Here is a 17,646-nt window from a genome sequence, read left to right as displayed (position 1 = left end):
TGACTTGAATGATAATTTTTATACAAGTTTAGAAACCTTAAATAAAATACAATCACATGATAATGATTTACCATTCCAAGCAAAATGGGATGACAATAAACATAGAATCAATAGAGACTACAATGAAGCTAAACATTTACTTTTACATAACCTTGAAAAATCTTTAGAACTTGCCGCTAGAGCTTATAGTGTTTTCAAAGAGTGTTTTGGTAATACATACACTCAATTAAACATTGAAGTTATAGATTCTAAAGACGCCCCTAAAACCGCGAAAAATACAGAATCTAAAGACGAAAATAAACTAATTTTTGACTTAGTAAAATATGGAAATAAAAAAATTGAAAAGCTTGTTTTACAGGATAAAAGCGAAGTAGATTCTATATTACAGAATCTAAGAAAAGATTCCTACAAAGTAGATTCTATAAATAATAAGGAAAGTGTGACTAAGACTAAGCCGCCTTTTATGACTTCGACCTTGCAACAATCCGCATCGAATCTGCTAGGCTTTTCGCCCACACGCACGATGAGTATCGCCCAGCGACTTTATGAGGGCGTGAAAACAAATAATGGCATTTCAGGGATTATCACTTATATGCGAACCGATAGTTTGAATATCGCAAAAGAGGCACTTTCAGCGGCGCGAGATTTTATAAAAGATAATTTTAAACCAGAGTATTTACCGCCAAAGGCAAAGATTTATGCTACAAAGCAAAAGAGTGCGCAAGAGGCACACGAAGCCATTCGCCCGACAAACCTAAACTTTACCCCGCAAATCGCAAAGGCTTTTTTAAAAGATGATGAGCTAAAACTTTACACATTAATTTTTAATCGCTTTATTGCGTCTCAAATGAATGATGCGATATTTGAGAGCCTTAGTGTGAGTGTTGTGGGGAGAGATTGCAAGAGCGAGTTTAAAATCAATGGTAGGAAGCTAGTTTTTGATGGATTTTACGCCATTATGGGAAATAATGAAAAGGATAAATTGTTACCAAATTTCACACTTGGGCAGGATATTAGCTTTGATAGAATCTTGGATATAAAAAAGGTAACTGAGCCACCACCGCACTTTAGCGAGGCTGGGCTAATTAAGACGCTTGAGAGCTTAGGAATTGGGCGTCCTAGCACTTATGCGCCAACTATCAAACTGCTAATTGATAGGCATTATGTCGAAAATGTCGATAAGAAGCTGGTCGCACAAGACGTGGCATTTAACGTAATTGAAATGCTAGAAAAAAACTTTAATGAGATTGTGGATAGTGGGTTTAGCGCAGCGTTAGAGACGAAGCTAGATTCTATAGCCGAGCGTAAAAATGACTGGCAAAAGGTGCTGTGGGACTTTTATGAGCCTTTTATCAAGCAAATTGAGAGTGGAAAAGCAAATATCGAGTCGCAAAAAATAGCCAAGCCAACAGGTGAAATGTGTCCGCAGTGTGGGAGCGAGCTAGTGCTTAGAAATGGGCGATATGGCGAGTTTGTCGCGTGTTCTAACTATCCTACTTGTAAATATGTGAAGCGAGATTCTAAAGATGATTTAGAATCTAGTGGTGAAAAATGCGAAAAATGCGGCGCAGATATGGTAGTAAAAATGGGGCGAAATGGGAAATTTTTAGCATGTAGCGGCTATCCAAAATGCAAAAATGCAAAGCCTTTGGTTAAGCCAAAAACAGCGGCTGTAAAGTGTCCAAAGTGTGGTGGCGACTTAATTGAGCGGCACTCAAAACGGGGCGTTTTTTATGGATGTAGCAATTATCCAAAATGCAACTTTTTGCTAAATGGCGAACCTGTAAGGAAATGCGAGTGCGGCGGCATTCTTTACAAGCCAAAGAATAAAAAAGATGTATTAATTTGCAGTGATTGTAAAAAGACTATAGAATCTAATTCCTAAATTTTACATAATTTATACACAATTCGTATTTTAGATTCTATAAAATCGTGTTTAGATTCTAAAATATAGAATCTAATAAAACTTCGATAAATGCGATAGAATCTAAAAGAGAGAAGCGAGAATAAAAAGTTACAAAAAGTATAAAATACAATTTGTATTTAATTTTTTTACTTTTTTTAATCAATATTTGCAAAAATGTGTTATACTTGTAGTATTCAAATTTTAAGGAGTGATAACATGGCTGAAAAGAAAAAAACAACAGCAAGTGTAGCGGCAAGTAAAAACGACAACACAAAGAGTGTTAGCAAGGAAAAAAGCGAGCAAATCAAAGAGTTTTTCGCACTTTGCGATGAGAATGAAGTCGAGTTTGTAGATTTTAGATTCACTGATATTAAGGGAACTTGGCATCACATTAGCTTCTCCATTGCAGCGGTTGATGAGAATTTGTTTATTAATGGTATCCCTTTTGATGGTAGCAGTCTTGCGGCGTGGCAGCCTATTAATAAATCGGATATGATTTTAATCCCTGATTTGGTTAGATATTTTATTGACCCATTTACTGCGGATACCACCGTGGTCGTGTTTTGCGATATTTGGGATATTTATAAAAATCAGCCTTATGAGAAATGTCCGCGTAGCATTGTGAAACGTGCGATGAAGCACATGGTGGATTTAGGTATCGGCGATGCGGCGTATTTTGGTCCTGAAAATGAGTTTTTTATTTTCGATAGTATTAAGATGCGAGATTCTATAAATTGTCAATACTACGAAGTGGATACCGAAGAGGGCGAGTGGAATCGCGATAGAAGTTACGAAGGCGGCACAAATGTCGGGCATCGTCCAGGCACAAAAGGCGGCTACTTTCCTGTCGCGCCTGTGGATACGCTAGTAGATATTCGCGCTGAGATTGTGAAAGTGCTAAATCAAGTGGGCTTAGAGACTTTTGTCGTGCATCACGAGGTAGCGCAAGGGCAGTGTGAAATCGGCGTGCGATTTGGCGATATGCTAGCAGCGGCTGATAATGTGCAAAAGCTAAAGTATGTCGTCAAAATGGTCTCGCACCTAAATGGCAAGACGGCGACATTTATGCCAAAGCCTTTGTATGGCGATAATGGCAGCGGTATGCACGTGCATATTAGTATATGGAAAGATGGGAAAAATCGCTTTGCAGGCGATGGCTATCAGGGCTTGAGTGAAACTGCGTTGCACTTTTTAGGTGGCGTTTTGAAAAATGCGCGAAGTGTGGCGGCATTTACAAATGCTAGCACAAACTCTTATAAACGCTTGATACCCGGATTTGAAGCGCCTAGCATTCTAACTTATAGCGCGCAAAATCGCTCTGCATCAGTTAGGATTCCATATAATCAGGGTGAAAAGGCGAAGCGAATGGAGTTTAGATTCCCAGATAGCTCGAGTAATCCGTATTTGGCGTTTGCAAGTTTATTTATGGCAGGGCTTGATGGTATTAGAAATAAGATTGACCCGGGCAAACCTATGGATATAAATTTGTTTGAGTTAAGCCTTGATGAAATTAGGGCAAAAGGCATTAAACAACTGCCGCATACATTGCGAAGTGCCATTGAGGAAATGCTCGCAAATAAAGAGTATTTGAAGCAGGGGAATGTCTTTAGCGAAGAGTTTTTGCAAGTGTATAAGGCATTTAAGTTTGAGACTGAAATCTGGCCATGGGAAGGTCGCCCCCACCCATTTGAATTCATCTCGACGTATAGTTGTTAATAATTCTATATCTCCATAACGTTAGAATCTAAGATTTTAGATTCTATTTAAAATCTAGATTCTATAATTTCGCTTCACAAATTGCCTAGTCGCCCACGCACCACCCTTTTATAAGAGCGTATAGAATCTAGATTCTAAAATCTTGCCTAAGTGCGATATAATTCGTAGTTACAAATTGTTCATATAATTCTTTATATTGTTCTATTTTATATAACTTTTCATTTGGTAAGATTCTATAAATTTGATATTTTTGCTCTTTGAAAAAATACCAAAAATCCTGAAAATATGTCCGCGTATCAATATTGCACCCGCCAAACTCAAAGGTCACAATATCAATAGCTCCGCGTTTAAACATCTCGCGCGCGCCATTTAGCACATTTAGCTCAAAGCCCTCCACATCAATTTTTAGCAAATGAATATGCGTAATCCCAAATGCCGCACAATAGTTATCAAGGCTTCTAATCTGCACACGCTCACTCATACTAAAATCAATATTGAAATGCTCCAAACGCCGCCTAGCAAGGCTAGAAAGCCCAGAGGCAATGCTGTCATAATACAGAGTCAAGGTCTCATTTTGCAGCCCTAAGCCGCAGTTATTTAGCGTGATTTTTATATCATTAGTTTCTAAAATCTCGCTATTTATGGAATCTAAAATGGTGCAATTTTTAGAATCTATATTTTGCAGCAGCTTTTTTGTGTTAGATTCTAAGATTTTAAATGTATGAATTGAAGGCTCAAAAGCGTGTATTTCAAAGGCTTGTTTTTTATTTTTTAAGTTAGATTCTATATTTTTAGAATCTAAAGGGAGATTAGATTCTAAAGTCTTATTAGAATCTAGGGAGTGATTAGATTCTAAATTCTTATGAGAATCTAGGAAGCTATTTGCCCCCCCCCCGTATTTCTAACATTTGCTATATTAAAATTAGTAATTTTAGAATCTTGTTTTAGATTAGATTCTATATTAGCTAACTTTTTAGATTCTATAAATTCCACGCACATTTGCGTATATTTGCCGATATTTGCACCCACGTCAAAAATCACAATGGGCTTATGATTTTCACTAAAATCACCCAAATTTTTAGAATCTGTTTTCTCAAAATTCATATTTTTGGTATCGTTAGAATCTGTTTGTTTATCATAGATATTCTTAGAATCTAGCTTGTCTAAGAGGCTTAAAACCACCTTTTTACCGCTAGATTCAATCCCACCGCCAGAGCCTATACCACTTTTATATAGCACATCCTGTATAAACCTTTCAATATTTGCCATATTTCCCTTATTTAGCCTTAATCCAAGCCGCACAAGCCGCTTTGCCACGCTATTTCTTAAGCCCATATTTTCTCCTTTAATAAGTCAAAGATTCTATGCAAAAAAATCTTTTATACATAATAATGCAACTTCCATTTTCAAGATAATGAAAATTCTAATGTTGATTTAGTGTTAATTTTTGATGCCCCCAAAATTCAAAGCTCAATGAAACTAAAAATTATAGAATCTAGCTTAATAATTTCTTTGCCATTTCACTTATTCGCTTCCCTGTGGCTACATTGCTTAACACTTTTGCTGCGCCCATAACCTTGCCTAAATCTTTAGAATCTTTTGCATTAACTTGCACGATTATCTCTTTCAATTTAGATTCTAACTCACTATCACTTAATTGAGCCGGTAAATACTCCATAATTAGCGAGATTTCATAGCTTTCTTTATCCGCCAAGTCGCTACGTCCCGCATTTTTATACGACTCCAAAGCGTCCTCACGCTGCTTTAATGCCGTCTTCAAAATGTCGATACAATCCTCATCACTAAGCGTAATTCGCTTATCAACCTCAACTTGCTTTAATGCCGCATCTAGCACTCTCAACGCATCCCGCCGCGCCGCATCCTTATTTTTCATCGCATCCTTAATATCATCTTTTAATTTCGCACGAATACTCATATTTGTCCTTTTGGGAATATATTTTGCTTAAAAAGCGTAAGGAATTATACCAACTTTTACTAAAGGATTAGTATGAAAAAGCTTACATTTGCGATATTTTTGCCTATTTTGTTGCTAGGATATGAGCCAGAGATTGATATGAATCCGCCTGATTATGTCAATGATATGCCTTCAAAAGACCCTGTGCCTGAGTTTCAGCGTCCGGGTTCTTTGTTTGGACAGGGTGAGAGACCGCTATTTGCGGATAGACGGGCTATGAGAGTGGATGACTTAATTACAATAAATGTAAAAGAGAGTATCACTAACGATTTTAAAATCGATAAAAAATATGGCGGTAGTAGTGGTGGAAATGTGACCCCACCAACCATTGCATATAATGGTCAAGATGCCCAGCAGCAAGCAAATACAGCCTATTTGAACGACCAGGTGAATTACACTTTGAATAAGCCAAATAACACGACAAATTTTCAAGGTGGTGGCACTTATTCGCAGGCTCAAAATCTAACTTTGACAATCACTGCCAGAATCTTAAAGGTGATGGAAAATGGGAATTACTTTATCTATGGAAAGCAAGAAATGCTGATAAATGGCGAGAAGCAAATCCTGCAAATTAGCGGTGTGATACGCCCTTATGACATTCAGCGCGACAATACTATAGAATCTAAATACATCTCAGATTCTAAGATTTCTATTGTTAGCGTGGGTAAAATTAGCGATACAACGACTAAAAAGCCAACAACTGATGCGGTAGAATCCAACTGGCCGTATTAAAGATTTGTTGCATTAAGTGTATATAAAAGTTTTAGTATTTTAGAGCTTAAAAATATATCTAAGATTCATAAATTGATAGCCCCAGCCTAGAGATAGTTCAAATCTGTGGCGATTATGCATTTCAAGTGAGCCACCAACATTTACAGAATAGCCAAAGCCACCACCTGAACCCGCAATACCACCGAGCGAAAACCCACCAAATGCACCCCAAACATATCTACTTTTTGGAGTAAAATCAATCGTATAATCCACGCCAACATGAAAGAATGCACTAGTAAGCACAGCCCAATTTACCGCACCATATCCACGAATACCCTGTCTTAATCCACTTGTTTGCATACTACCGGGTAAATAGTAATGGTATCCACCCAAAACACCGATATTAAGAACGCTATATTGACCCCAAACACCAAGATTTGCCCCAACAAATCCATGTCCAGCTGCGTGAGCCAACGACCCACATAACAATAAACCACATAAACTAACTGACAATTTTTTCATTTTGTTTCCTTTGTAAAAAAATAATAGTGATTATACACAAAAATTCTATATTTTCAAAATTAGATTCTATAAATTTGATTTTTTTAGAACTTTTTTTATAGAATCTAGCATATTTTATAGAATCTAAATTGCAAAGATTCTATCCTGTAATCAAAATCCTAAGCTTCTTTATCCTTGTGTCTTCAATCGCTAATACCTCATATTGACAATATGTATCACTCACAATATCGCCCACACTAGGCATATCACCAAAAAGATTCAATACATAGCCACCGATAGTTACCTGTGTAGAATCTTCGTCATACTCGAAATTTGTCACGCTTTTAATCGTCTCTAAATCAACCTTACCATCGACCTCATAAGTCCTATCATCCACCTTTTTTATCCCGCTATTTTTAGTCGTATCATTTACGATGCTGCCGATAATCTCATTCATAATATCTTGTGATGTAAGCATCCCAGCCGTCCCGCCATACTCATCAATGACAAGGGCAGTATCCACCTTTTTTTTATTCATCTTCAAAAGCACCTGCGATATAGAAGCCCCCTCGCCTACAATCAGCATTTTTTTCACAAAATCATCAAAGCTATCAATGGGCTTATAATTATTACGAATGTGCGCTGCAAGGACATCGCGGATATGTATGATACCGATAATATTATCCTTACTCCCATCACAATATGGATAGCGCGTGTGATGCTCGCCACTGATTAGAATCTCAATGTTTTTTTCATAGCTAAGCGTCTTATCAAGGCATATCATATCCTTTCTAGGCGTCATTACCTCGCGCGCTAAAGTATCGCTAAAATCTACCGCATTTTTTATAATCTCGCCCTCGATAGAATCTAAAACGCCGCCTTTAAGGCTCTCTCCAACGATAATCTTAAGCTCCTCATCGCTATGCACATCAGCGTGATGCTCTACCTTTAGCAGTTTCAAAAATAGCATAGAACTAAAATCAAAAAACTTAATAATCGGAAAAAATATAAGCCAAAAAAGATACAGCGGACGGGCAATGGCAAGGGCGGCGCTCTCACTTTTAGCAATCGCTACAGATTTTGGCACAATCTCGCCTAAAATCACATGCAAAAGCGTCACCAAACTAAATGAAATAACAAGGCTAATGCTATCAAGTAGCTGGGCATTTGTAGTGAAAATCGCGTGCATTCCATGCAAGATTAACGCCGTAATATAGCTCCCACACCAGCCAAGTGCCAGGGAGCTAAGCGTAATGCCAAGCTGCGTGGCGGACAGATAGCTATCAAGGGAATTTGACATTTTAAGGGCAAGTCGCGCAACATTATTATTTTGCTTTACAAGCTCTTCTAGTCGGCTCTTACGCACTTTCACCAACGCAAACTCCGATAACACAAAAAACGCATTCAAAAAAATCAACACAATGGCTAAAATAACCATGCTAACCGAGTGATAGTCCAAAATAACTCCTAAGATTCTATGTTTTATAGAATCTATTTAGAAAGAATTTAAAGTTATGATTCTAGCATTTTAAAATCAAATCTTGTTAAAAAAGAATGAAATTTATGTGTTATGGAATCTATTGTGTAATCTTAAAAAATATGGAATCTTTTTGGGAGAAAATTTGCATAAAACTTGCTATAAATGTAGTATAATGTTTGTTTTTTTAAGGAGTAAATATGAAAAAATTTGAAGTGGCAACAGAAGTTGTAGAAGCAAATAGCGAAGTAAGGGCAAAGCTGCAAGCAATAGCCGAAAAAATAGATAATATACAAAAAGATTTAGAGAATCTAGATGTAGATGGCAAAGATATTATGGAAACATTAGCTGAAGTATCTAAATTCATGGATGTTATCAATGCTTTTAAGGTTGAAGTAGATGAGTTTTATGAAATCGCAAAAGAACAACACGAAAGTGGCAAAGAAGACCTAAGCAAAGAATTGCCAGAAATCGAAGAGTATAGAGAAGCCCTAAGGCAACTAGCCGCTGGGTTTGATTTAACCGCACATTAAAAAAAATATTTGATATTTTTTTTAATTTTAAAACTGATTTAAATTTTATGATTTTATTTAGATTTAATAAGCAAATCTTCTCACACCTTCCCCTCCCAATGTATCACCCTATCTTTCACAAATGCCAAGATTCTATCCAAAATCACGCCTGTTAGCCCAATCAAAATCACGCCGACAAACAAAATATCGGTTTGATTAAAGCTACTCGCATCAATCACAAGTCGCCCCAAACCGCTATTAGACGCGACCATCTCAGCCGCCACAAGTGTCGCATAGCACGTGCCAATGGCAATTCGTAGCCCCGTAAAAATATCGCTCAAAGACGCCGGAAAAAGCACAAAAAAGAAAAGCTGAAATCGCGATGCGCCCATACTCAAAGCCGAATTTATATAGTCCTTTTTTATGCGATTTATCCCGCGAAAAGACGCGATAAATATCGGTGGCAACGCACTTAGGAAAAGCAAAATGATTTTTGACTCCTCATCAATGCCAAACCACAAAATTAGCAAAAAGTAGTAGCCAAGTGGCGGCAAAGGTCGCAAAAAGTCAATTAAAGGCTCTAAAATCGCGCGCACATAGCCATTTATGCCGCTTAAGATTCCAAGTGAAATGCCTACCACTGCGGCAAGGGCGAATGCTATCAACACGCGCTGCAGGCTTATAGCGACATTTTCAAGCAATGTGTGTTCGCGATACCCCTCCGTGCAAAGCTCGATAAATGCGGCGTAAATATCGCTAATTGATGGCAAAAGCAAGGGCGAGACTAGCCCACTTTGTGCGATGTATTCCCAAATAATTAGTATTAATGCGAAAAAAATTAGCGAAATAAATCGATGTTTGTTATTCATTCTTTTGCCTTTTGTGATTTATAGAATCTAGATTCTATAAAATTCTAAATTTCATAACTTTTGATTTACCCCTTAAGCTTTTGTTGGTCTTTTAGGTAGTTGAAAAGAAGTTCGCTGTAACCAAAGCTACCGCTTAGATTTTCGGCTAGTTGCTCTTTAAACATCGAGTTGTAAATGTCGCTACCAGGCTGCTTTGGATAAAGCGGATTGTCAAGATTTAGCGAAGTATCAAGCAAAGTTTTGATAAAAATCGCCTCAAATTTATCGGTTTGCTCCCGCAGTGCCTTATCGCTAGAATCTGCCTTGCCAACCTTGCTTTTAAGGCTATTTACAAGCTCGCTTGCCTTGCTATTGCTTAGGCTTGCCATCGTGTTTGCGCTATCAATTTTCATATTAAATCCTTTTAGTGAAGTCCTTTTGTGCGTGTGTAAGCAAATAAGATTCCATAAATGCGACACGACAAAAGATTCTAAAAATTGACATTTATTATATACCATTTTATTCTACATTTTGTAAATATTTAAAATATTAGGAAATATTATGTCAGCACAGAATCTAGATTCTAAAAATCATAATTTTTTATCACTAAAAGATAGTATTTTCATAGCTATAATTTCTGGGATTATCGGCGGGGTTATAAAGCTTGGCTGGGAAGTGATGTTCCCGCCTCGCACGTTTGAGCGTGATTTGACTAATCCACCGCAGGCTTTGCTTGAGCTTTTTGGGTTTAGTTACGATTTTACACATTTGACCTACACTTTTAGCGGACATGCCCTGCCGCTTGTAAGTTTCATCGTGCATTTTAGTTTTAGCGTGGCGTGTGCGTTTATTTATGTGCGTTATGTGACAAAAGAGCCGCATTTGATGCTTAAAAAAGCCGCGTTGTATGGAATCATAATTTTTATTTTGTTTCACATTATTATTATGCCGCTTTTAGGTGTTGTGCCAAGTGCGTTAAATCAGCCGCTGCAGGAGCATTTGAGTGAATTTTTTGGGCATATTTTTTGGCTTTATGTGATTGAAATTACACGTTTTACACTTGTGATGAATATAAAAAAGTAAGTTACATATTTTAGAATATTTGGAGAAAAAATGAAAGAAGCAATTTTAGAGCCGCTTTTGCGGAAAATGAGACTTAGTCGCGTGCTAGATTCTATAAAGGAGTTTGAAAATCCTATTTTGCTTGACATCGGCTGTGGCTGGGAAGCGCGTTTGCTTAAAGAAATTGAGCCAAATATAGATTTTGGCGTAGGCATTGATTTTAAAGCACCCGCTATAAACACCGATAAAATCGCTACTTTTAGTTATTTTTTTGAAAGCAAAGATGCAAATAATACGGGGGGGGGGGGGGGTAAAGCACCTAGATTCTAAAGATTCTAAGTTGCATTTTAGCCTAGATTCTAAGAATACAAACCTTGATTTTCAGAATCTAAACCCAAAACTTGCAAAAATTTTAGAATCTAGCACCCTTTTTAATTCCCAAAATACTAAAGATTCTAATAATGTTATAGAATCTAATTCCCAAGATTCTAACAAAATGATAGAAAAACACGTGCATTTACCATTCAAAAATGAGAGCTTTGACATCGTAACCTTGCTAGCCGTCCTAGAGCATTTAAACCACCCAAGCGAAATGCTAGCTGAAATCGCACGAGTGCTGAAACCAGGCGGAATCTTGCTCCTAACCGTGCCAAGCCACGCCGCAAAACCCGTGCTAGAATTCCTAAGCTACAAACTAAAAATCGTAAGCGAAGATGAAATACGCGACCACAAACGCTACTATGCACATCGCGATTTACGCGAAATTATAAACGCCACAAAGGGCTTAAAACTCCTAACACACCGCTATTTCCAACTCGGCATGAATAACTTTTGCAAAGCTAGAAAAATATAGAATCTAGATTCTATAAAAGGCATCTGCCGACATCAAAGGTATCTCCTTAGCTAGGTCGTCTCTCAATCATGTAAATTATCCTGCCAAGAGCTGGAAAGATTCTAAATATTGCAATTTTTAATTTAAAATTTAAATAAGTTTAGTCCCAAGTAATTTTCGCAGGGCATAATTTGTGTTTAGATTTTGTGTGTTAGAATCTTTATTTGCGATTATAGAATCTAGAAATTTTAGTATCCTTTTACTTAAATAAATCATTAAGACTCCCTATATTAACGCACACTAATACTAAAAATATCATCAAATGTTTTATAAATCAAAAGTAAAATAGGATTTTATGTGGCACTCCATAAAATCTTTCAATTCTTGATTATTATATGAGCTATCTAAAACTTCTCCATTCGCAATTTTATCACTAATTTCGTTGGCTAATTTTTTATTTTCCTTGCTTGACTTTTTAAAATTTTTTCTAAAAGCCTTGCGATTTGCAGAATTTCACAAAAAAATTCAAAAATTTTGTAAATTCATACAAATTTTTTGTAACTATGATTCTAAGATGATTTTTTAAAATATTAGCAACACTTAAAATCTTACTTATAAAATCCTTTCACTTATCATTATTCTATAACTTGTTATTCTTTTTGAAACTTTCCATAGATAGAACAAAATGAAGCAAAAGCACCCAACCAGAAATAGGGTATATACTCTCTAAAATTTTCCATTTTTAATCTTTTTTGTCTGTCTTATTCAAACAATAAAAATAAACAATAACACCTACAGCTACAACATAAATTTTGTGTATATATAGATATATGTTTTTGAAAATTATGCTATACTTTCAAAAGCTTAAAGAAAGCTTAAGATTATTACAGAAATGTTTAAAACCATTCTGCTCTTGCATTCAAATAGAATCTAGATTCTAAAATACACAAAATTTACTAAAAGGACACACATGAAATATCGACAATTAGGCACAAATGGCGAGATGATACCTTGTATGATGCTAGGAACTGCGACTTTTGCAGGTAGCACTGAGCTTTTTAAAAAATGGGGCAGCACGCAGGTTTTCGAGGCAAAAGAGCTAATCAAACTTAGCATGGATATGGGCTTTAACGCCTTTGATACCGCGGATTGCTACTCGCTTGGCGATAGTGAGATTATTTTGGGCGAGGCGCTCAAAGACTACAAACGCGAGGAGTTTTTCCTTAGCACCAAAACGGGTATGTGGATGAGTGATAATCCTAATGACATCGGCACTTCACGCGCTAAGATTCTAAAAAGTGTGGATGCTTCGCTCAAACGTTTGCAGATTGACTACATCGACCTTTATCATCTGCACTGCTATGACGCTAAAACGCCGCATATTGAGGCACTGCAGGCTCTAAATGACCTTGTGAAAGCGGGCAAGATTCGATACTTTGGCGTGAGTAATTATTCGGCTTGGCATTTGATGAAAATGCTTAGTGTGGCAGACAAATACAACCTACTTCGCCCATCCGTGCATCAGGCGTATTATTCATTAGCCGCGCGTGAGTTTGAAAATGAGCTAATGCCGCTAGGTGTGGAGGAAGGTGTCGGCACGCTTGTGTGGAGTCCCTTAAGTGGCTCAATGCTAAGTGGCAAAATCACGCGCACAAAACGCGACGTGGAGGGCTCTCGCCTTAGCACTGATGGCGCGTGGGATGTGGATATGAATAAGCTTTATGATATTACCGATGTGTTAGAATCTATATCGCGTGATACGGGGCATAGCATCGCGCAAATCTCTCTTGCGTGGGTGCTAACGCGTCCTAGTGTGAGTAGCCTTGTAATCGGTGCGCGAAATGTAATGCAATTAGAATCTAACCTGAAAGCCGCCGAAATCACGCTAGATTCTAAACATATCGAAATGCTAGATAAAGCCAGCCAAACAAAGCTCCCATACCCATACTGGCATCAACGCGCCACGGTAAATAACCGCGACCCATATCCTGTTAAAAGGTATTAGAATCTTTAATGATATTTAAAAATTTCCAAAAATTCATATTTTTTTTATAGAATCTATCTTTATCTTATTTGAAAGAATTTAACGTGAAAATATTTGTATTAATTTTATTATGTTTTTCATTACTTTTTGGGGTAGAAGATTCTAAAAACACAGAATCTAACACGCCAAATGCGATAGCAAACACGCAAAGCCAAAATAAAAAGCAAAATATTGTCGGTGGCATTGCGTTGTTTGTGAATGGCGAGCCTATCACGCTTTACTCCATTCAAAAAACCCAAAAGTTGTTGAATACTGATAGAATCCGCGCCACTGATTTTTTGATAATGGAAAAGCTGCGGCAAGATGAGATAAAACGCCTTAAAATCGATATAACTGAGAGCCAGATTGACGCACAAATTAGCCAAATTGCCCAGCAAAATCACATGAGTTTAGAGCAGTTTTACGCCGCGGTTAGCAAGGAGGGGATGAACTTGAGCGAGTATAGAGAGAAGTTAAAAGAGCAGATTCTAACGCAGGAGTTAATGCGAAAGATTTTATTTTCAAGCAATGTCGGGCAAGAAGATGAGCTGCGGAAATATTACAACGAGCATAAAGAGGAGTTTATCATCCCTAAAAGCGTGGCGGTTAGCAAGTTTGTGAGTAATAATCGTGAGAGTTTGGAGGCGATTACACAGACAAATAAAAAGCCAAAAGAGCTGCCAAATGGCGTGGTGAGCGAGGATGATACTATTGATATAGAATCTTTGAATGCGCAAATTGCTGATGTGATGCTTGTTACGCCGCAAAATTCTTTCACACAGATTCTAGAAACAGGCGATGGAGGCTATGTTGTTTTTTTTATTAATAAAAAGCTTGACACAAAAGAGGTCGATTTCAATCAGGCGAAAAACTACATCGCACAAAAGCTAATCGCAAGTAATCAAGAAAAGATTTTGAGCGAGTATTTTGAGCGCGTGCGAAGCAGGTCTAAAATCGTGTTTATAAGGTAGGTTTAAGGGATTAGATTCTATAATTTTAACGTAAAGGCACACAAATGGGGTGTTAGCTCAGTTGGGAGAGCGCAACGCTGGCAGCGTTGAGGTCAGGGGTTCGAACCCCCTACACTCCACCATTTTGATAGAATCTTATTTTATAGAATCTTAAAAAGGAAGCATTATGAAAAAAGTATTGATACCATTAGCACAAGGCTTTGAAGAAGCCGAGTTTATCGGCACTGCGGATGTCTTACGCCGTGCTGGCGTGGAAGTAATCGTAGCTAGTTTAAATAGTGATTTACTTGTAAAAGGTGCGAATGGCTTTGTGATAAAGGCGGACACGGACTTAAGCAAGATAGATTCTAAGTTGCTTGATGGCATTGCACTGCCGGGCGGTTATGAAGGTATGCAAAATCTTAGCAATAGTGAATCTGTGATAAAAATACTGCAGGGTTTGCATAAGAGCGGGAAGCTTGTCGCGGCTATTTGCGCGTCTCCTATCGTGCTAAATAAGGCTGGTGTGATAAGTGGCAACTTTACCTGCTATCCGGGCTGTGAGAGTGGCATAAGCGGGACGCGTGTGAATAAGGCTGTGGTGGTAAATGGCAATGTTGTTACATCTGCTGGTCCTGCTACGGCGATTCTTTTTGGCTTGGAGCTAGCACGGATTTTATGTGGTGAAAGCGTGTATAAGTCGCTATATGATGGCTTGCAAGTGCCACTTGTTGTGTGAGAGATATATATGTTGATTTTATATACAACGTTTGATGATAGACAAGAGGCATACGATATAGCACAAAATCTAATAGAAAAAAGATTAGCCGCTTGTGTGCAAGTAAGCAAGATAAAAACTTTTTATCGTTGGGAAAACAAATTAGAAAAGCAAAAGGAGTATATGTTAACTTGCAAACTAGATTCTAAAAGGCTTAAAAAAATTACTAAATACATTCGCAAGAATCATAGCTACGATTTGCCTGAACTAGTTGTTATAAAGCCAAAATATGTAGACAAAAAATATAAGAGATGGCTCAAAAATTAGAATCTAAAATTTTATAAACCTAAGTAATGCTCTACTTAAAATAGCTATAAAACCTAGATTCTATCTTATAGCTAATTTATTCTTGTGTCTGCGATGATTGTGCTTTTGAAGTAGTGCTAGTTAGTGAGTTATATTCTTTTCTGTCGATGTTTTGAAAACCACTTCCTGGCTTGTAAAGTAAATACATAACCTTACCATCATTATATTCATAGTTTTTACCATCGACATTTATATTTAAAAGTCCATTACCAAAGTGAAACGCAATTGGATTATTAGAATCTAGCTCATGGATTCTATCAGGACTTGTTAGAAACGTATTTCCACCTTTTTTAGTAGTTAAATCAACCCACGCAAACCACACTTGCTTTTTGGCTTGAATAATTAGTTTTCCACTCTTTGCAATATTCTGCTTTGTAGAAGACGAAGTATCGACACTCGTAGTAGATTCTACATTGTTAGAATCCACATTAGATTCTACAGAATCTTCGCCACTTAAGGCATTACCTAGTGATACTTTTGGATATCTTTGCGTGACTATATCTTCTATCTCTTGCTTTTGTGTTTCATTAACTTTAGCTATTTCCTTAGTATTAGATTCGGTAGATATATTCATAAAATACGCAAAAAACACTACGATAAGCACAAAAAATCCCCCTGCAATAAGCAAAACATTTGCCTTGTAGCTTTTCTTAGCCTTGAGCGTGCTAATTTCAATATTGTTGATATTTGTGGATTTTTTTTCTTTAGAATCTTTTGGTTTAAAATCATTATAGGTGCTAGTTTTTACCTGAGGAAGACTATTTTCATTCTTTACAGAATCTTTATAATCTAAGCTAGATTCTATATTTGGTGTAAAATTTTCGGTTGTCCCATTTTTCAAAAAATATTCATATTCTTGTACCCATTCACGTAGGTCAAGGTGCAAATCCCGCTCTAAAATTTTGATAAATCCATGTGCTCTAGTCTTATCAATATCTTTAAAATTTTTATTAATAATATCTTGTAATCTTTGCTCAGAAATCTTTGTAATATTTCTTACATCATCTAAATTCATATTTTTTAACTTGTCAAAATCGCTCATTTTATCTCCTAAAATTTTTGCAATTATACTATTATCTTGTTATTATTTGATTTAATATTTTATGTAAATAATCATAAAGGAAAAATTATGGGTTATGTAATATTTTTAAGTCCCAGTGAAGATAAAAATATAGATACTCACAATGATAAAAATATAAGTTTAGATTCTAATAAATTAGACTATTTAGAATCTTTATGGATAAAAAACAATAAAAATTTACTTACACACAGACAAAATACTATTAAATTATATAATAATTGCTTAGAAAAAATTATAAACAAGAATGATAGAATCTTACTAAAAGAAATTTATGGTAGTAATAATTTTAATGAAAAATCTGCAAATATATTGCATTTATCACTAGAGAAGAACACTTTAATACAAGCTATTAGATTATATGGTGGCGTGGCATTCAAAGAGATTAATTTTGAAAAATTAGATTCTATATCACAAGAAATTATTTTGAAAAAAACTTACATTTTTAGCAATCTTTTTGGTGTTATCTTGGCAAGCGATTACATACCTTTTTATAAGCTCAAACAAGGATGTAAAGTAAATGGCTTGACACTAAAAGATATTTATAAACCTTTCTATTCTATATTAGAATCATTTTTAGCAAAACATCTTAACAGCAAAGATGATGTAATAATTGATTTACGTGCAAATATTTACACAAAAATTTTTACTCCAAAACAAAATAATATTTTTTTTGAATTTTATAAAGACAATAAAGTGATTAGTCATTTTTCAAAACTATATCGTGGAGCTATTTTACACATTTTAGTAAATGATTTTTTACGTCTAAAAAAAGATTCTAAAGATATAAATTTACAAAATATTCTTCTTTTTTTAACAAATCTAAAAACACAAAAATTTTCTTTTAACTCTTTTGATGTCAAAAATAGCACTTTTGTATTGAAATATGATATTTATTAGCTATAAGATTCCGTTATATAAATATTTAAAATATATTGTAGTATGATTTTAGAATCTAAATTTCAGGGAAT

General features: G+C 36.1%; 20 protein-coding genes, 1 tRNA gene and 1 pseudogene. 13 read left to right on the top strand and 9 right to left on the bottom strand.

Translation table 11 applies throughout. The features are described from left to right. Positions 1-274: 274 nt before the first annotated feature. Together topA and glnA are read left to right on the top strand one after the other, a co-directional pair. Positions 275-1,885, top strand: a pseudogene (gene topA / locus LS64_RS13785) (type I DNA topoisomerase); the annotation flags it as partial. Between the two features lie 237 nt (positions 1,886-2,122). After that, positions 2,123-3,622, top strand: a complete 1,500-nt coding sequence (gene glnA / locus LS64_RS03660) for a type I glutamate--ammonia ligase (RefSeq protein WP_052062592.1) — start codon at positions 2,123-2,125, stop codon at positions 3,620-3,622. A 127-nt stretch (positions 3,623-3,749) separates the two neighbouring features. On the opposite strand, the gene LS64_RS03655 is transcribed toward glnA, so the two are convergent. The 3 genes from LS64_RS03655 to LS64_RS03645 all read right to left on the bottom strand — a co-directional run bounded on the left by LS64_RS03655 (position 3,750) and on the right by LS64_RS03645 (position 5,558). Beyond that, on the bottom strand, positions 3,750-4,334 hold the full coding sequence (locus LS64_RS03655) for an FkbM family methyltransferase (RefSeq protein WP_238699465.1): 585 nt from the start codon (positions 4,332-4,334) through the stop codon (positions 3,750-3,752). A gap of 158 nt (positions 4,335-4,492) precedes the next feature. Beyond that, positions 4,493-4,957, bottom strand: a complete 465-nt coding sequence (locus LS64_RS03650; protein ID WP_034572915.1) for a hypothetical protein — start codon at positions 4,955-4,957, stop codon at positions 4,493-4,495. A 160-nt stretch (positions 4,958-5,117) separates the two neighbouring features. Next, a complete protein-coding gene (locus LS64_RS03645) occupies positions 5,118-5,558 on the bottom strand; it encodes a GatB/YqeY domain-containing protein (RefSeq protein WP_034572912.1) in 441 nt (146 codons plus the stop codon). A 72-nt stretch (positions 5,559-5,630) separates the two neighbouring features. Here LS64_RS03645 and flgH point away from each other — a divergent pair, with 72 nt between their 5' ends. Next, positions 5,631-6,329 carry a flagellar basal body L-ring protein FlgH gene (gene flgH, locus LS64_RS03640; protein ID WP_034572910.1) on the top strand — a complete coding sequence of 233 codons (699 nt, stop codon included), beginning with the start codon at positions 5,631-5,633 and terminating at the stop codon, positions 6,327-6,329. 39 nt (positions 6,330-6,368) lie between these two features. Here the strand turns inward: flgH and LS64_RS03635 are convergent, their stop codons facing one another. Together LS64_RS03635 and LS64_RS03630 are read right to left on the bottom strand one after the other, a co-directional pair. Continuing rightward, positions 6,369-6,830, bottom strand: a complete 462-nt coding sequence (locus tag LS64_RS03635; RefSeq protein WP_034572907.1) for a hypothetical protein — start codon at positions 6,828-6,830, stop codon at positions 6,369-6,371. Positions 6,831-6,969: 139 nt separating this feature from the next. Next, the gene (locus LS64_RS03630; RefSeq protein WP_034572905.1) at positions 6,970-8,247 is read right to left on the bottom strand and encodes a hemolysin family protein; all 1,278 of its coding nucleotides are present in this window, start codon (positions 8,245-8,247) and stop codon (positions 6,970-6,972) included. 239 nt (positions 8,248-8,486) lie between these two features. Here LS64_RS03630 and LS64_RS03625 point away from each other — a divergent pair, with 239 nt between their 5' ends. After that, positions 8,487-8,819 (top strand): hypothetical protein, encoded by a 333-nt coding sequence (locus LS64_RS03625; RefSeq protein ID WP_034572903.1) that lies wholly within the window; start codon positions 8,487-8,489, stop codon positions 8,817-8,819. Positions 8,820-8,899: 80 nt separating this feature from the next. Here the strand turns inward: LS64_RS03625 and LS64_RS03620 are convergent, their stop codons facing one another. Together LS64_RS03620 and LS64_RS03615 are read right to left on the bottom strand one after the other, a co-directional pair. After that, the gene (locus tag LS64_RS03620; protein ID WP_034572901.1) at positions 8,900-9,667 is read right to left on the bottom strand and encodes an ABC transporter permease; all 768 of its coding nucleotides are present in this window, start codon (positions 9,665-9,667) and stop codon (positions 8,900-8,902) included. A 65-nt stretch (positions 9,668-9,732) separates the two neighbouring features. Then, positions 9,733-10,059, bottom strand: a complete 327-nt coding sequence (locus LS64_RS03615) for a hypothetical protein (protein WP_034572899.1) — start codon at positions 10,057-10,059, stop codon at positions 9,733-9,735. Between the two features lie 148 nt (positions 10,060-10,207). Here LS64_RS03615 and LS64_RS03610 point away from each other — a divergent pair, with 148 nt between their 5' ends. Genes LS64_RS03610 through LS64_RS03600 form a run of 3 tightly spaced genes read left to right on the top strand, consistent with a single transcriptional unit; the run spans position 10,208 to position 11,561 of the window. Next, positions 10,208-10,729: a DUF1440 domain-containing protein gene (locus LS64_RS03610; RefSeq protein ID WP_052062590.1), complete on the top strand. Its 522-nt coding sequence runs from the start codon at positions 10,208-10,210 to the stop codon at positions 10,727-10,729. A gap of 30 nt (positions 10,730-10,759) precedes the next feature. Further along, a complete protein-coding gene (locus LS64_RS03605; RefSeq protein ID WP_237416235.1) occupies positions 10,760-11,038 on the top strand; it encodes a hypothetical protein in 279 nt (92 codons plus the stop codon). Beyond that, the gene (locus LS64_RS03600) at positions 10,992-11,561 is read left to right on the top strand and encodes a class I SAM-dependent methyltransferase (protein WP_118988394.1); all 570 of its coding nucleotides are present in this window, start codon (positions 10,992-10,994) and stop codon (positions 11,559-11,561) included. Before LS64_RS03605 ends, LS64_RS03600 begins: the two co-directional genes overlap by 47 nt. A gap of 129 nt (positions 11,562-11,690) precedes the next feature. On the opposite strand, the gene LS64_RS13560 is transcribed toward LS64_RS03600, so the two are convergent. After that, entirely contained in the window at positions 11,691-11,816 is a 126-nt protein-coding gene (locus tag LS64_RS13560; protein ID WP_272916618.1) for a hypothetical protein, read from the bottom strand. A gap of 694 nt (positions 11,817-12,510) precedes the next feature. Between LS64_RS13560 and LS64_RS03595 the strand changes: the two genes are divergently transcribed. From LS64_RS03595 to cutA, 5 genes are all read left to right on the top strand, one after another. Next, complete coding sequence (locus LS64_RS03595) at positions 12,511-13,545, top strand: aldo/keto reductase (RefSeq protein ID WP_034573879.1); 1,035 nt, start codon at positions 12,511-12,513, stop codon at positions 13,543-13,545. Between the two features lie 83 nt (positions 13,546-13,628). Next, a complete protein-coding gene (locus LS64_RS03590; RefSeq protein ID WP_034573882.1) occupies positions 13,629-14,534 on the top strand; it encodes a peptidyl-prolyl cis-trans isomerase in 906 nt (301 codons plus the stop codon). A gap of 46 nt (positions 14,535-14,580) precedes the next feature. Then, a tRNA-Ala gene (locus LS64_RS03585) sits at positions 14,581-14,656 on the top strand. A 41-nt stretch (positions 14,657-14,697) separates the two neighbouring features. Next, on the top strand, positions 14,698-15,252 hold the full coding sequence (locus LS64_RS03580; protein WP_238699464.1) for a DJ-1 family glyoxalase III: 555 nt from the start codon (positions 14,698-14,700) through the stop codon (positions 15,250-15,252). Between the two features lie 9 nt (positions 15,253-15,261). Continuing rightward, positions 15,262-15,558 (top strand): divalent-cation tolerance protein CutA, encoded by a 297-nt coding sequence (gene cutA, locus LS64_RS03575; RefSeq protein ID WP_034573888.1) that lies wholly within the window; start codon positions 15,262-15,264, stop codon positions 15,556-15,558. 76 nt (positions 15,559-15,634) lie between these two features. On the opposite strand, the gene LS64_RS03570 is transcribed toward cutA, so the two are convergent. After that, positions 15,635-16,639: a helix-turn-helix domain-containing protein gene (locus LS64_RS03570; RefSeq protein ID WP_034573891.1), complete on the bottom strand. Its 1,005-nt coding sequence runs from the start codon at positions 16,637-16,639 to the stop codon at positions 15,635-15,637. An 87-nt stretch (positions 16,640-16,726) separates the two neighbouring features. Here LS64_RS03570 and yaaA point away from each other — a divergent pair, with 87 nt between their 5' ends. Further along, positions 16,727-17,575, top strand: a complete 849-nt coding sequence (yaaA, locus tag LS64_RS03565; protein WP_052062726.1) for a peroxide stress protein YaaA — start codon at positions 16,727-16,729, stop codon at positions 17,573-17,575. Positions 17,576-17,646 lie beyond the last annotated feature (71 nt).

Source organism: Helicobacter saguini, from assembly GCF_000762875.2.
GTDB lineage: Bacteria > Campylobacterota > Campylobacteria > Campylobacterales > Helicobacteraceae > Helicobacter_A > Helicobacter_A saguini.
This window is presented reverse-complemented; position numbering and strand designations above follow the sequence as displayed.

What these genes read in the sequence shown, in the direction of transcription:
- LS64_RS03625 (WP_034572903.1), top strand. Translation starts at nt 8,487, where the DNA reads ATGAAAAAATTTGAAGTGGCAACAGAAGTTGTAGAAGCAAATAGCGAA.
- LS64_RS03595 (WP_034573879.1), top strand. Translation starts at nt 12,511, where the DNA reads ATGAAATATCGACAATTAGGCACAAATGGCGAGATGATACCTTGTATG.
- LS64_RS03605 (WP_237416235.1), top strand. Translation starts at nt 10,760, where the DNA reads ATGAAAGAAGCAATTTTAGAGCCGCTTTTGCGGAAAATGAGACTTAGT.
- glnA (WP_052062592.1), top strand. Translation starts at nt 2,123, where the DNA reads ATGGCTGAAAAGAAAAAAACAACAGCAAGTGTAGCGGCAAGTAAAAAC.
- LS64_RS03645 (WP_034572912.1), bottom strand. Translation starts at nt 5,558, where the DNA reads ATGAGTATTCGTGCGAAATTAAAAGATGATATTAAGGATGCGATGAAA.
- LS64_RS03620 (WP_034572901.1), bottom strand. Translation starts at nt 9,667, where the DNA reads ATGAATAACAAACATCGATTTATTTCGCTAATTTTTTTCGCATTAATA.
- LS64_RS03630 (WP_034572905.1), bottom strand. Translation starts at nt 8,247, where the DNA reads ATGGTTATTTTAGCCATTGTGTTGATTTTTTTGAATGCGTTTTTTGTG.
- yaaA (WP_052062726.1), top strand. Translation starts at nt 16,727, where the DNA reads ATGGGTTATGTAATATTTTTAAGTCCCAGTGAAGATAAAAATATAGAT.
- LS64_RS03635 (WP_034572907.1), bottom strand. Translation starts at nt 6,830, where the DNA reads ATGAAAAAATTGTCAGTTAGTTTATGTGGTTTATTGTTATGTGGGTCG.
- cutA (WP_034573888.1), top strand. Translation starts at nt 15,262, where the DNA reads ATGTTGATTTTATATACAACGTTTGATGATAGACAAGAGGCATACGAT.
- LS64_RS03570 (WP_034573891.1), bottom strand. Translation starts at nt 16,639, where the DNA reads ATGAGCGATTTTGACAAGTTAAAAAATATGAATTTAGATGATGTAAGA.
- flgH (WP_034572910.1), top strand. Translation starts at nt 5,631, where the DNA reads ATGAAAAAGCTTACATTTGCGATATTTTTGCCTATTTTGTTGCTAGGA.
- LS64_RS03650 (WP_034572915.1), bottom strand. Translation starts at nt 4,957, where the DNA reads ATGGGCTTAAGAAATAGCGTGGCAAAGCGGCTTGTGCGGCTTGGATTA.
- LS64_RS03600 (WP_118988394.1), top strand. Translation starts at nt 10,992, where the DNA reads ATGCAAATAATACGGGGGGGGGGGGGGGTAAAGCACCTAGATTCTAAA.
- LS64_RS03615 (WP_034572899.1), bottom strand. Translation starts at nt 10,059, where the DNA reads ATGAAAATTGATAGCGCAAACACGATGGCAAGCCTAAGCAATAGCAAG.
- LS64_RS03610 (WP_052062590.1), top strand. Translation starts at nt 10,208, where the DNA reads ATGTCAGCACAGAATCTAGATTCTAAAAATCATAATTTTTTATCACTA.
- LS64_RS13560 (WP_272916618.1), bottom strand. Translation starts at nt 11,816, where the DNA reads ATGATTTATTTAAGTAAAAGGATACTAAAATTTCTAGATTCTATAATC.